We start from the raw sequence: 13,227 nt of genomic DNA on the forward strand, positions 1-13,227 counted from the left end.
TTCCCTCTAGGAAATTTCCTGACAAAATCATAAAACGGTGCGCCCGTAGTGCTTTGGTGCTATAGTGGCGCCGCTGTCAGAAAGTGCAAGCTCTTTACCGACTGCACCGCCGGCAGCGCGCGTCTGCTCCCGCACGTCCGGCTACCGGAGGCTACCGTTGTCGAATCTTCCGCACACTGCGGCCCCCGCGCCCTGCAGCTTCCGGTCCCCGCTTTTTCCCGTCCTTTTGCTCGCGGCAATCGCCGGCAACTACTTCCATTACCCCGTCTTCCTCAACATCGACTTCCTCTTCGGTAGCATCTTCAGCATGCTCGCCCTGCAGCTTTTGGGGCCGGGGCCGGGTCTTGCCTGCGCCGCCGTGGGGTCCGGCTACACCTACCTGTTGTGGAACCACCCCTACGCCTGGCTGATCCTGACCCTCGAGCTCGCCGCGGTCGCCTGGCTGGTCCGGCGGCACCGCATGGGGCTCATCCAGGCAGACGCCCTGTTCTGGGTGGTGGCCGGCATGCCCCTGGTCTACCTCTTGTACCACGTGGTCATGGGAACCACGATCGACGGGACGCTCATGACGCTCACCAAGCAGGGGGTAAACGGGATCGTGAACGCGCTCCTGGCGCGGCTCTTGTCCACGGGGTACGCGCTTTGGTCCCGGCACGAGAAGGTCGGCTTCGGCGAGCTTATCTACAGCATCATGGCCTTTTGCGTGCTGTTCCCCGCACTCTTGCTCTTGGCGATGGGGAGCCGCAGCGACTTTAGCCAGACCGAACAGAGTATCCGCAGCACGCTTGCCCTGCAGCATCACCGTGCCGACCTCGAGATCAAGGACTGGGTACTGAGCCGCAAGGCGGCGGTGGTCACCCTGGCCGAACTGGCCGCCCGGCTCCCCCCGACCGAGATGCAGTCCCACCTGGAGCAGGCGGCGCGCTCCGACAACAACTTCAAGCGCATAGGGCTTCTCGATGCCGCAGCCACCATCGTCGCCTACACCCCGGTCCTGGACGATGCCGGCGCCCCCAACATCGGCAAGAACTTCGCCGACCGCCCCTTCATTCCGCGCCTTAAGAGCACGCTGCAGCCGATGCTCTCCGAGGTGGTGCCGGGGCGCATCGACAAGCCGGAGCCGATCGTCAGCATGCTCGCCCCGGTGGTGCGAGACGGCGGCTACGCAGGCTACATCACCGGGATCCTGAGCCTGACGCGCCTCAAGGAGCTCCTCGAGGTGAACGGGGAGCGTAACGGCTCGCTCTTCACCCTGTTGGACAAAAACGGCAGGGTGATCCTCAGCAGCCGGACCGACCAGCGGCCGATGACCCCCTTCAGCCGCGGCCGGGGGAGCCTGGTGCACCTGGGGGACGGGATCGACCAGTGGATCCCCGAGGTCCCCCCAAATACCCCCATCTCCGAACGCTGGAAGAGCTCCTCCTACCAGGTCCGCTCCTCCTGCGGCGAACTCGCGGAGTGGACCCTCGTGCTGGAGCAGCCGGTGGCCCCCTACCAGAAGGTGCTCTACCAGAACTACACCGGGGACCTCGGCATCCTGCTGGCGATCCTGCTCGTTTCGCTCGCCCTGGTCGCGCCGCTCAGCCGGCGGGTGGTCTTCCCCCTGGAGAGGCTGCGCCAGCTGACCGGCGAACTCCCGGCCCGCCTGGGGGTGGGAGAGCAGCAGGGGTGGCCGGAAAGCGGGATCCGGGAGACCCACGACCTGATCGTCAACTTCCACCAGATGAGCGACCACGTGCAGCGCTACGTACGGCAGTTGGAGCTGCTGAACCAGACCCTGGAACAGCGGGTGGCCCGGCGCACCGAGGAGCTTGGGACCCTCATGGAGGAGCTCAACATCATCCTGGACTACGCCCCGGTGGGGATCTCCAAGATGGTGGGGCGCACCCAGGTCTGGGTGAACCGGCGCACCGTCGACCTCCTTAAGTACTCCAAGGAGGAGCAGGAGCAGCACGACATACGGAAGTTCTACCCGAGCGAGGAGGCCTACCGGAAGCTGGGGGAGGAGGCCTACCCGGCGCTTGCCGCCGGAGAGGTGTTCGAGACGGTGCAGGACCTGGTGCGCAAGGACGGGGTGCACATCCTGGTGCGCTACATCGGCCGGGCGCTCGAACCGGGCAACCTGGAGAAGGGGGTGCTCTGGATCCTCGAGGACTACACCGAGAGACAGCGCGCCGAGGCGGCCGTGAAGGAGAGCGAGGCGCGGTTCCGGCTCCTCTTCGACCAGATGCCGATCCCGCTGGTGCTCGTGGAGCCGGACGGCGCCCTGAGCTACCTGAACCAGAGCTTCGTCACCGCGTTCGGCTACACCCAAAGCGATCTCCCGGATGCCGCCTCCTGGTTCGAGCGGGCCTACCCGGACCCCGCCTACCGCGCCCAGGCGCAGGCAAACTGGCAAAAGGACCTGGCCGAGCCCCGCACCCCCGGACTTACCCCCGGCTCCCGAGAGTACACGGTCTGCTGCCGGGACGGCTCGTGGCGCACCGTGGTGCTCAGCAAGGTGCCGCTGCAAAAGGGCGGGATCGTGGTGACCTTCGTGGACATCACCGAGAGAAAGGCGTTCGAGGACGAGCTGAGCCGGGCCAAGGAGCAGGCCGAGGCCGCCAACCGGGCGAAAAGCGCCTTTTTGTCCAACATGAGCCACGAGATCCGCACCCCCATGAACGGGGTGATCGGCATGGCGCAGCTTCTGGAGCTGACCGAGCTCTCCGCCGAGCAGCGCGAGTACGTGGAGTCGCTGCGGGGGGCGAGCAAGAACCTCCTGCTGCTCATAAACGACATCCTGGACCTCTCCAAGATCGAGGCGGGTAAGATCGACCTGGAGCTGGCCGAGTTCAGCCTGAGGCGCTGTCTCGAGGAGGTGCTGCAGACCCAGCGTGCCGCACTCGCCGAGAAGGGGCTCTCCCTCGAGGTGCAGGGCGACCCGCTCCCCTCGGTGCTGGGGGACGAGCTCAGGATGAAGCAGATCCTCATGAACCTTCTGGGGAACGCGGTCAAGTTCACCTCCCGCGGCGGGATCACGGTGACGAGCCGGGTGCGCGAACGGGGGGAGGAGTTCGTGGAACTGGCCCTGTCGGTCAGGGACAGCGGGATCGGCATAAGCCCCAAGGCGCTCGGGTCGATCTTCCACCCCTTCGTCCAGGAGGACGACTCCACCTCGCGCCGCTACGGCGGGACCGGCCTGGGGCTTACCATCAGCCAGCGCCTGGCCCAGCTCATGGAAGGGGGGATCGCGGTGGAGAGCGTGCCGGGGGAGGGGAGCTCGTTCACCCTGACGCTCCCGCTGCGCCTCGGCGCGACCTCCTACCAAGAGCCCCGGAGGGAGCGGCCCGGGTGGCTTTCCTGGAGCGGCGCCCCCTTGCGCATCCTGCTGGTCGAGGACAACCCGGTGAACATCACGTTCGCCGCCTCGGTCCTGGGGAAACTGGGGCACGACGTGGTGGCGGTGGCGACCGGCAGGGACTGCCTGGACGCCCTGGCGCAGGCCGGTTTCGACCTGGTGCTCATGGACATCCAGATCCCGGTATTAAACGGCGAGGAGGTGCTAAAGGCGATCAGGGAGCGCGAGCGGGTAACCGGGGGGCACCAGCCGGTGCTCGCGGTGACGGCCTACGCGCTGCGCGGGGACCGGGAGCGCTTTCTCGAGGAGGGGTTCGACGGCTACGTCTCGAAGCCGCTCGACCTGGCCGAACTGGTGCGGGAGATGAAGCGGGTGACCGGGAGGGGTGATCCCTCCGGAGCGCCGGAAGGGGAGGGGGGATGATGCGCGAGGACGCATTTAAGGTGCTGGTGGTGGATGACGAGCCGATCAACGTGCAGCTTTTGGCGGGGGCGCTCAAGAAACGCTACCGGGTGTTGTGCGCCGGCAACGGCTACGAGGCGATCACGCTTGTCAAGGAGGAGGTCCCGGACCTGATCCTGCTCGACGTGATGATGCCGGACGTAAGCGGCTTCGAGGTGGCGCGGCTCATAAAGGCCGACGAGTTGCTCGCGGCGATCCCGATCATCTTTCTCACCGCCCTCGATTCCTGCGAGGCGATGGCCGAGGGGCTGGAGGCGGGGGCGATCGACTACCTGAACAAGCCGGTCAACCTGAACCTCTTGAAGCTCAGGGTGCACAACCACCTGGAGCTCAAGCGGAGAACCGACCTGATCCGCGAGCAGCGCGACGAGTTGCAACGGGCGAACCAGGCGCTGGAAGCGGCCTTCGCGCGCATCAAGCGGCTGGAGGGGACCTTCGCCATCTGCATGCACTGCAAGAGCATCCGCAGCGACCAGGAGAGCTGGCAGAAGATCGAGGAGTACCTCCTCGAACACACCGACGCCCTTTTCAGCCACGGGATCTGCCCCAGTTGCCTGTCGCGCCACTACCCGAACTACGAGTGACCCCTACTTAAGAAGCGGCTCCAGCCGGCGCAGGTCGAACCCCTCGATGATCCTGCCGTAGATCATGAAGGTGGGGGTGGAGTTCATCTTGTTGGCCCGGGCGATCTCGTGGTGCTCCTTTTGCAGCCGGACCCCTTCGGGGGTGATGGCCGCGAGCCGCGCCGGGTCCAGGGGGCCGCTGCCGGCGAGCACCTCCTGGTAGGCGCGCGCCTTGTCACGGGCCGACAGGATGTACTGCACCTTGGGTTTGGAGGCGGGGTGGCTCGAGAGCGGGATGAAAAAGACGTAGCGGGTCACGTCGGCGCGGTTGCGGAAATACGCCTCGGCCTTGCGGCAGAAGGGGCAGTCCGGGTCGGTGAACTCGATGACCATGGTCTTCCCCGACCCGATCTTGACCGCCTTGTCCAGGTCGAGGGTGTCCTGGGCCAGGACGGGGAGCGCCCAGGCCAGGGTGCAGAGAAGCGACACGAGAAGGGCAAGCCGACCAAGCGCCCTAGTCATGGTCGTACCTGATCCGGAAACCGGTGCACTCGCCGGTGTACGGTTCTTCCCGCCAGTCGACCGCCTCGACCCGGGCCGCTGCGGGCCCCCTGCGGCACCATTCAAGTTGAGCATGGACATCCCCCTCCTCTCCTTCGAAACACGCCTCGACCGAGCCGTCCGGGCGGTTGCGCACCCAGCCGGCGACCCCGTTTAGAGCCGCCTGCTGGGCCGTGTGATGCCGAAAGGCGACCCCTTGGACCAGGCCGCGTATCACCGCCGTGACCCGGATCTTCATCGCTTGCCGAGCTCGATCGATTTGGCGACGCAGACGTCGACCGCGTTCATCACCGCGGCGCGGAAGCCGTCCCGGTCCAGGGAGTGCATGGCCGCTATGGTGGTGCCGCCGGGCGAGGCGACGTTCCCCTTCAGGGCCGCCGGGTGCTCGCGGGTCTCCAGGAGGAGCTTCGCGCTCCCAAGGACGGTCTGCGCGGCGAGTGCCGTGGCCACCTCGCGGGTCAGCCCGTGCTTCACGCCGGCGTCGGCCAGCGATTCGATGAAGGTGAGGACGTAGGCCGGGCCGCTGCCGGAGACCCCGGTGACCGCGTCGAGGAGCTTCTCGTCGACCACGCAGGTGGTGCCGACCAGGTCGAAGATGCGCCGGGTGAGCGCCAGGTCCGCCTCGCTCGCCAGGGTGCCGCGCGAGATCGCCGAGGCCCCCGCGAGCACCAGGGCCGGGGTGTTCGGCATGACGCGCACCACCCGGGACTCTCCCCCCAAAAGCGCCTCGAGGGCGGAGCTTTGCACGCCGGCCATGATGGAGATGAAGAGTTTGCCGCTGGCCTCGATCCCCTGGAGGGCGGTGCCGTAGACCTGGGGCTTCACCGCGAGCACCACGGCGTCGCAGCCGGCGCACAGGGTGCGGTTGTCCGCCGCGATCCGGACGCCATAGCGCTCCTTAAGGGTGGCGGCGCGCGCCGGAAGCGGCTCGGCCACCGCGAGGTTGCCGGCCGGCACCCCCCCTGCCAGAAGTCCCTTGATGATGGCTTCGGCCATATTGCCGCCGCCCACGAATCCTATCTTGATCTCTGTTGGCATGGTTCGCCGTCCTCCGGGTTCACTGGAACTGGATAATAGTAGCACCTTACTGAGTGGCGCCAACGATAGGTAATAAATTACTAAGCAAAAGTCAAATCTAATCCTGAGAGAGGGGCGCCGGGAGATTGCCGCTCCCGCACCCCTGCTCCCGAGGTCCCGACCTGCCGTGTCAGATTTCCTGAAACGCCATCCGCCGCGTCGCACCGCGAGCTGAGCCCCCCCAGTTCCCCCTTCCTCGATTCCCCGCCCCGTTTTCGGTCTTTGTAGGAGTATTGTGTTAACGTTTTCTCAACTTCGTGTTGCGCATTTGCTTTGTGTTCAAAATCCGCACAGTTACGGGATGGCATTTTTGTGTATTAGCGATGGCACACGTAAACGCTGTAAGTTATTGGACTACCATCAGATACTCGAGAAATTTTTTTTTTTGACCTAAGTCAAATTTGTCTATAGTCTGCCACAAACTTGCCGATAGAGTGACATGAAGGCCGTTTGCAGGCACTACTGTCAAAAACATGAAGGGTACTGTCAAAATTATCGTGCCTTTGTCACTCCCAGTCCGGCTTCTGAGGGAGTGGAATTTATATGAAACAATTAGTTGTGTAATTGGTTTTATTTTTGCACAAAAGGGTGCTGCCTGTCAGTTACGGATTTTGACCACAAAGGAATCAGCATTGTCCTCAGACACCCCATCGAAATTTCGCAGTACTTCGAGCTCTCCGGCGCATTCCATCTCTGCCAGGACCTCATCTCCTATATTATTCGGCTTTGACAGTATAGACGTATCGGTTGTTGTACCGGAACTGTCGGCGCACCCTGTGGTGCGTCCGTTTGAGTGCGGCCTCTCCCCGATTGCCCGGGGAATGTCTGGGGCTCACCGGCAGGCGGTCCGGTAACGGTTGGCCGGGGGCCCGGGGGCCCTGCGGCATGCATTGCTTTTTTAAGCAAGTTCACTTATCGCCTCAAAACAAGACTGAAGCGCGGAGGGTTTGTATGCGGATCATCTGGAAAAGGTATTCTGTTGGAGCGTTGTTGCTCGCATTTTTGTCGCTGCTCTTTGCAGGTTGCGGTGATTACAAGTCCAGCTCGCCGAATCCGACTCAGCCGCAGCAGCTGAAGACCGTTTCCGGTTATGTCTCAAACTCGGTCACGGGGCTCGCGCTGCCGGGTGCCATGGTCACCGCCTACGGCGTCGGCGCCAACGGCCTGCCTGCCTCGGCCCCCCTGGCCGGCTCGAGCTACGGGATCAGCGACCAAAACGGCGCGTACTCGCTGAAGATCCCCCAGGGGTACACCGGGACGCTGGTCGTGAAGGCGACCCTGCCGACCTCCGCGGGCAAGCGCGCTGCCGCGACGATCACGTCGATTCCCCTGCGCGCCGCCGTCACCATCACCGGGACGAGCGACGTCCCGAGTGTCATGATCAGTTACGCCACCAACGCGGCGGTGCTGCTCATCGAGAACAACGCCACCGCAAATAACGCGGTCACCGGCTTCGCGCCCACGGGCTTTAGCCAGGACAACGTCCTGAAGGCGACCAAGGTGCTGGAAGGGGTATTCGGCAGCGGTTTCAACATCATCCAGCCCCCCAGCGACCCCTCTACCCTGGTGAACAGCACCGCCGATGCGCAGAACCTGGTGGTCGCCATCCAGGCCTTCAACATGGTGGAGACCAGCCAAGCTGTCACGACCACCACTATCGTCAGCAACCTGGTGACCACCGGCCTCGGCTCGGCCGTCTCCGACGCCCTGGTGAACGCCATCCAGGACGTGGTGAGCATCACCTTGAGCAGCGTCCTCCCGCCGAACTTCCAGCCCAGCCCGGCCATCATCAGCACCATCACCGACGCGGGCAGCACTCCGGTCACCGTACCGGTGGTCACCGACCAGACCCCGGCCAGCGCACCGGGGAACCTCGCGGCCACTGCCAGCAGCGCAAGCGTCGTGGGGCTTACCTGGACCGCTTCCAGCGACGCCGAGAGCGGCATCGCGAACTACGTGATCTATCGCCGCGTCAGCCCGGCCGCCTTCGAGCAGATCGCCGTCGTCGCCGGCAACGTGACCAGCTACAACGACCCCAGCACCGCGGCGCAGACGACCTACGAGTACAAGGTCGTCGCGGTGAACGGCAGCGGCCTCCCCTCGGCGGACAGCGCCATCGTCTCGGTAACCACCCCGGCCGACGCCGGCACACCGGACACCCATATCTACACCCTGACCGGCCAGGTCCTCATGAACGGGGTAGGGGTGGCCAACGTGAAGATCGACCTGACCGGCTCCGGTTCCGGTTCCGCCACCACTGACAACAACGGTTTCTACACCTTCTACGTGTTAAGCGGCGCCTACAGCGTAAAGCCCGACCCGCAGCAGACCAACTACCTGTTCTCCCCGGCCAGCAAGACCGTGACGGTCGCCGGCGCCAACGTGAGCGGCCAGGACTTCAACGCAGCGCAGACCGGTTCCGCCGGCGGCAGCGTCACCTATCCGACCGGTTCCGCCAACGGCTCGGTGACCTATCCCGACGGTTCCTTCACCACCGGCATCGTCTACCCGACCGGCGTGGTGATCGGCGGCGTGACCTACCCGGCCGGCACCGTGGTGGTGAGCCGGCACTTCCCCAACGGCACGCTCATCTCTGGGGTGTTCTACCCGGCAGGTACCGTGATCAGCACCATCTCCTACCCCGGCGGTGTGGTGGTGGGTGGGGTGACCTACCCGGGCGGCTCGACGGCGGTCGTGGTGAGCTACCCCAACGGCACCATCACCACCAAGATCGTCTTCGCCTCGGGCAACGTGCTGACCAGCACCTCCTACCCGACCGGGATGGTGGTCATCCAGGTGAGCTACCCGACCGGCGGCGTGGTCGGCAACGTGACCTATCCCGCCGGCACGGTGCTCACCACCATAAACTACCCGGACGGCTCGGTGGGCTACGGGCTCAATTACAACAACTCGACGAACAACTACACAACCTACGTTCCCTGATCAAGGGATGGAAACAAGGAGGTGTCGGCGTAACTCTGCAGGTAACGATCAGTTAAGCGACAAAACGTTTGTCAAACCCAACAAAAGAAGGAGAAGCCGCAATGAAACATCACAGTAAGCTGCATGGCGCTTCGGCAATAATGCTCATGATTGCATTGACCGGGTGTGGCGCAAGCAACAGCAACATCTCCAGCAACGCAGGCAAAGCCTCGCTGTCGGCGAAAGTGGTCTTCGGCTCCGGGTCGGTTGCCAAGTCTGCCGCTCTGCCGGCGAACCTCCCCTCCAACGTCGCCTCCCTGCGCATGACCGTGACGGGAACCGGCGCCGACGGGAACCCGATTCCGGTGGTGCGCGGCACCTTCGGGAACGTCTCGTCCTCCACCATCACCGGGATCTACCCGGGGAGCGTGAGCCTCGCGGTTCAGGCCCTCGACAACGGTGGCGCCGTGGTCTACGAGGGCTATGCGACTGACCAGTCCGTGGCCAGCAACGCCACCAGCCAGGTGCGCGTCTACATGTCCGCACCGACCGTGAAGGCGAACGAGGTTGCCTGCCTGCAGTGCCACGAGACCACCCTGGACCAGACCGGCCAGAACCTGGTGGCGAGCTACAAGCTCTCCGGCCACTACACCAACATGGCCTTCACCGACAGTAACGGCGTGGGCGCCGGCTGCGTCGGCTGCCACGGGCCGTCCCACAACGTTCCGAACCCCTACGCCAACGGCCGCTGCTTCGACTGCCACAGCGACAAGGTGACCCTGCACGCGAACTCCGATGCGACCGCCGGCGCGAACGCCATGTACGCTCCGACCAACTACGCGGAAAACTGCAACGCCTGCCACCAGCCGCACAACGCCAACTCCGGCAATGCAGAGCGTCACGCCTGGGCCCAGTCGGCTCACGGTGCGGTTGACGGCGCTGCCTGGACCCACTACGAGTTCCAGAAGGGCGGCTCTTACCTGACCTGCCAGCGCTGCCACACCGCGAGCGGCTTCAAGGCCTTCGCGGCAAGCGGCCTGACCGCTTTCACCCCGACCGCCTCGGTTGCCGGCGCCACCGACAGCGCCAACGAAGTGCTGGCCTGCGACGCCTGCCACACCAACAACAAGTTCGACATGCGCAGCGTACCTGCCTTCACCGCTCCGTACACCATCGGTAACGACCTGGCCGGCAAGAAAGGCGCCACCGTCACCTTCCCGAGCGTAGGCGAGACCAACCTGTGCATCCCCTGCCACGCCGGTCTGGTAAGCGGCGTCGGCAGCGTCACGAACTTCGCCTCCACCGGTTTCTCCGCGGTCAACCCGCACTACCTGGCAGCTGCCGGCACCATGTACATGTCCGTCGGCTTCACCGACTTCACCTCGGCCAGCGCGGCGATCGGCACCACCACCTACGCGAAGACCCTGACCATCGACAACACCTCCGCTCCGGGCTACGGCATCACCGGCGGCGTCACCTCGACCCACCGCAAGCTGGGGACCACCGCCATCAATGGCGACACCCACAACCCGTCGGTCTTCGTGCCGGGTAACTTCGACGCCAACGGTCCCTGCGTGACCTGCCACCTGAACGCCAACGGCGCTCCGGCAGGCGACCGCGCCGGCCACGGCCACAACCTGGAGATCGACGAGAACGCCTACAACCAGGTCTGCGTGAACTGCCACACCTCCGAGAACACCGTCCCCTTGACCGCGCAGAACTTCAAGGCCGTGTTCCTCGAGCCGCAGTCCGAGGCATTCCAGACCACCCTGGCCCTGGCCGTCCAGCTGCTGAAGACCAACTACAACATCGACTTCAACCCGAACGCCTACCCCTACTTCTACCAGGGCGGCACCTTGACCGCCCAGACCGACTGGACCAAGGGCGGCACCGTCAACGGGAAGAAACTCCTCGGCGCGGCATACAACATCCAGCTCCTTACCAAGGACCCGGCTGCTTACGCCCACGCCCGCAGCTACTCCCGTCGTCTGCTCTACGACACCCTCGACTTCCTGGACGACGGCGCGATCAACCTCTCGGTCGGCACCACCGCACTCGCCGTGAGCGCACAGGGTACAGCGCAGACCAACCCGCTCTACGGCAAGTTCACCAAGGGGACCGCTGGCTACAACGCAGCTAACGGGACCATCACCACCGTCTACACCGGCACCTCCGAGGCGATGCTCTACCTCCTGGGCTGGAGCCGCTCCACCGGCGCCTGGAACTCTCCCGAGCGTCCGTAGTCTGAGCCTTTAGTACCGATGAAAAAAGCCCCGCCTCGCAAGAGGCGGGGCCCTTTCGGAAGCGCCCGCATAACCCGTCGCACCACGCAACCCCCAAGTTCGAGCCGGCTAAGAACCCGGCAGCCAAAAAAACGAGCCGTACCCGACTTTGACAACGCCATTGCCCGGTCCCCAAGGACCCGGAATTTTTAATACGACCAGCACGTCGATCTGCTCACTTCTTACCAGGAGAGCTTAAATGAAAAAAGTACTGTCCCGTTTCTTGGCATCCCTCTCACTCGCCGCCCTCCCCGCCGCAGCTTGCGCGGCCGACGGCTCGGTCGACTCGACCACGCTCTTGCGCTTCTCGCAGGACTCGCGCCCCGGCGTCTCCAGCCGCACCCTCTTGCCGGCCACCTCGTTTCTGGGGCTCGACGCCGACAAGCTGGCCGACGGCAAGCTCTCGGCCCACTTCTTGGGCTGGGGACGCGCCGACCTGGCCGACAAGAGCTTCAACGAGAATCAGGCCGACGGCAGCCTCACCTACGGCTACCTGCAGTACCGCTTCGGTGCCGCCAACGCCCAGGCCCGCGCCGGCCGCTTCTTTGTGCACGAAGGGATCATCAACGAGCAGGTGGACGGCGTGAGCGCCCGCACCGATCTCCCCTACGGCTTCGGGGTCTCCGCCTTCGGCGGCGCCACGGTACACAACGCCCGCATCCCCGGCACGGGGAGCGACGGCAAGGGCGACGGCATCTTCGGCGGGCGGGTCAACTACCGCTACGGCGGGATGTTCGAGATCGGCCTGGCCGGCGTCTTCGAGACCGACGCCCCGACCATGGCGGACCCGAACTTGGCCGGGCGCTTCGGCTCCCACCGGGTGATCGGCGCCGACCTCTGGTACTCCCCGATCTCCAAGGTCGCCTTCATGGCGCGCACCAGCGTGAACACCGAGACCGGCGGGGTGGCCGAACAGGGGTACCTGCTGACCGTGAAGCCTCTGAAGGACCTCACGGTGACCGGCGAGTTCAACGACTACCAGGACCGCGACCTCTTCTACTCCTCCGCGCTCTTCGCCGCGATGCCGAGCATGCTCTCCGGCAACAACCTGAACCAGGAGTCGCGCACCCTGGGTGCCAGCGCGAGCTACCAGATCGATTCCAAGTTCGAGCTTACCGGCGACTACAAGCACTACACCCGCGACATCGGCAAGGCGGACCGCTTCGGCGGCGAACTGCGCTGCACGCTTCCCGACGCCGCTTTAAGGACCGGGGGGAGCTACCACTACCTGCGCTCCAGCGCCGATTTCGCCGTGGTGCCGACCTCGGACGCCTCGGGTTCCTTCCACGAACTCAGGGCCTACGCCATGCGCGACACCAAGAGCTACTTCGCCTCGCTGGACGTGATCGACTACCTGTTCAAGCGCGACATCGACGGCAAGAAGAGCGCCCTCGAGCTCTACGGCTCGCTGGGTTACCACCTGACCCCCAACCTCGCCCTCTCGGGCGACCTGAGCTACGGCAGTAACCCGCAGAACACCGACGAGCTCAAGGGGCTGATCCGCCTGAACTATTCCATGAAACTCGCTGGAAAAGGAGACACTAAATGAGACCGTCGTCCCAGTCCTTAACCCTCTTGGCGCTCGTGGCGCTTCTTTTCGCCCTCGCGGCCTGCGCCCAGATCAAGGCGCTTCCCAACCTTCCCGCGACGCACCCCGAGGAGCTGGCGAGCGGCCCGGTGAGCTGCACCGAGTGCCACGAGGACCAGCAGAAGGGGACCCTGAAACAGTACGCGGCCTTCAACCACAGCCGCTCCTTCATCGCGAACCACCGCTTCTACGCGGGCTCGGACGACATCCTGTGCGCCAGCTGCCACAAGGTCTCCTTCTGTGCGGACTGCCACACCAACCAGACCGAGATGAAGCCGAGCGTCAAACTCGGCAACCGTCCGGACCGCACCATGCCGCATCGGGGCGATTACCTCACCCTGCACAAGATCGAAGGGAAGCTGGACCCGGCGAGCTGCCACCGCTGCCATGGCCGGGCCAACAACGAACGTTGCGTAGTCTGCCACCGATAGG

Annotated in this window: 9 protein-coding genes; 6 read left to right on the forward strand and 3 right to left on the reverse strand. The window is 64.7% G+C overall.

The window, feature by feature from the left end; genetic code table 11:
* Nucleotides 1–157 precede the first annotated feature (157 nt).
* Together GMST_RS14320 and GMST_RS14325 are read left to right on the forward strand one after the other, a co-directional pair.
* Nucleotides 158–3,763 carry an ATP-binding protein gene (locus tag GMST_RS14320; protein WP_183355370.1) on the forward strand — a complete coding sequence of 1,202 codons (3,606 nt, stop codon included), beginning with the start codon at nucleotides 158–160 and terminating at the stop codon, nucleotides 3,761–3,763.
* Nucleotides 3,763–4,386 (forward strand): response regulator, encoded by a 624-nt coding sequence (locus GMST_RS14325; protein ID WP_246399650.1) that lies wholly within the window; start codon nucleotides 3,763–3,765, stop codon nucleotides 4,384–4,386. The genes GMST_RS14320 and GMST_RS14325 overlap by 1 nt, the downstream gene beginning before the upstream one ends.
* Nucleotides 4,387–4,389: 3 nt before the next feature.
* Here the strand turns inward: GMST_RS14325 and GMST_RS14330 are convergent, their stop codons facing one another.
* Genes GMST_RS14330 through proC form a run of 3 tightly spaced genes read right to left on the reverse strand, consistent with a single transcriptional unit; the run spans nucleotide 4,390 to nucleotide 5,964 of the window.
* A complete protein-coding gene (locus GMST_RS14330) occupies nucleotides 4,390–4,887 on the reverse strand; it encodes a thioredoxin fold domain-containing protein (protein ID WP_183355372.1) in 498 nt (165 codons plus the stop codon).
* The gene (locus GMST_RS14335; protein ID WP_183355373.1) at nucleotides 4,880–5,164 is read right to left on the reverse strand and encodes an acylphosphatase; all 285 of its coding nucleotides are present in this window, start codon (nucleotides 5,162–5,164) and stop codon (nucleotides 4,880–4,882) included. The genes GMST_RS14330 and GMST_RS14335 overlap by 8 nt, the downstream gene beginning before the upstream one ends.
* A complete protein-coding gene (gene proC / locus GMST_RS14340) occupies nucleotides 5,161–5,964 on the reverse strand; it encodes a pyrroline-5-carboxylate reductase (RefSeq protein WP_183355374.1) in 804 nt (267 codons plus the stop codon). The genes GMST_RS14335 and proC overlap by 4 nt, the downstream gene beginning before the upstream one ends.
* Nucleotides 5,965–6,993: 1,029 nt before the next feature.
* On the opposite strand from proC, the gene GMST_RS14345 reads away from it, so the two are divergent.
* The 4 genes from GMST_RS14345 to GMST_RS14360 all read left to right on the forward strand — a co-directional run bounded on the left by GMST_RS14345 (nucleotide 6,994) and on the right by GMST_RS14360 (nucleotide 13,226).
* Nucleotides 6,994–8,946 carry a fibronectin type III domain-containing protein gene (locus tag GMST_RS14345; RefSeq protein WP_183355375.1) on the forward strand — a complete coding sequence of 651 codons (1,953 nt, stop codon included), beginning with the start codon at nucleotides 6,994–6,996 and terminating at the stop codon, nucleotides 8,944–8,946.
* Between the two features lie 101 nt (nucleotides 8,947–9,047).
* The gene (locus GMST_RS14350; protein WP_183355376.1) at nucleotides 9,048–11,168 is read left to right on the forward strand and encodes a hypothetical protein; all 2,121 of its coding nucleotides are present in this window, start codon (nucleotides 9,048–9,050) and stop codon (nucleotides 11,166–11,168) included.
* Between the two features lie 238 nt (nucleotides 11,169–11,406).
* Nucleotides 11,407–12,756 carry a hypothetical protein gene (locus GMST_RS14355; protein WP_183355377.1) on the forward strand — a complete coding sequence of 450 codons (1,350 nt, stop codon included), beginning with the start codon at nucleotides 11,407–11,409 and terminating at the stop codon, nucleotides 12,754–12,756.
* Entirely contained in the window at nucleotides 12,753–13,226 is a 474-nt protein-coding gene (locus tag GMST_RS14360) for a cytochrome C (RefSeq protein ID WP_183355378.1), read from the forward strand. The genes GMST_RS14355 and GMST_RS14360 overlap by 4 nt, the downstream gene beginning before the upstream one ends.
* Nucleotide 13,227: the final 1 nt, after the last annotated feature.

This window comes from Geomonas silvestris, from assembly GCF_014193515.1.
Lineage (GTDB): Bacteria > Desulfobacterota > Desulfuromonadia > Geobacterales > Geobacteraceae > Geomonas > Geomonas silvestris.

Coding starts and splice junctions, on each gene's coding strand:
- GMST_RS14325 (WP_246399650.1), top strand. CDS start 3,763: ATGCGCGAGGACGCATTTAAGGTGCTGGTGGTGGATGACGAGCCGATC.
- GMST_RS14330 (WP_183355372.1), bottom strand. CDS start 4,887: ATGACTAGGGCGCTTGGTCGGCTTGCCCTTCTCGTGTCGCTTCTCTGC.
- GMST_RS14335 (WP_183355373.1), bottom strand. CDS start 5,164: ATGAAGATCCGGGTCACGGCGGTGATACGCGGCCTGGTCCAAGGGGTC.
- proC (WP_183355374.1), bottom strand. CDS start 5,964: ATGCCAACAGAGATCAAGATAGGATTCGTGGGCGGCGGCAATATGGCC.
- GMST_RS14350 (WP_183355376.1), top strand. CDS start 9,048: ATGAAACATCACAGTAAGCTGCATGGCGCTTCGGCAATAATGCTCATG.
- GMST_RS14355 (WP_183355377.1), top strand. CDS start 11,407: ATGAAAAAAGTACTGTCCCGTTTCTTGGCATCCCTCTCACTCGCCGCC.
- GMST_RS14360 (WP_183355378.1), top strand. CDS start 12,753: ATGAGACCGTCGTCCCAGTCCTTAACCCTCTTGGCGCTCGTGGCGCTT.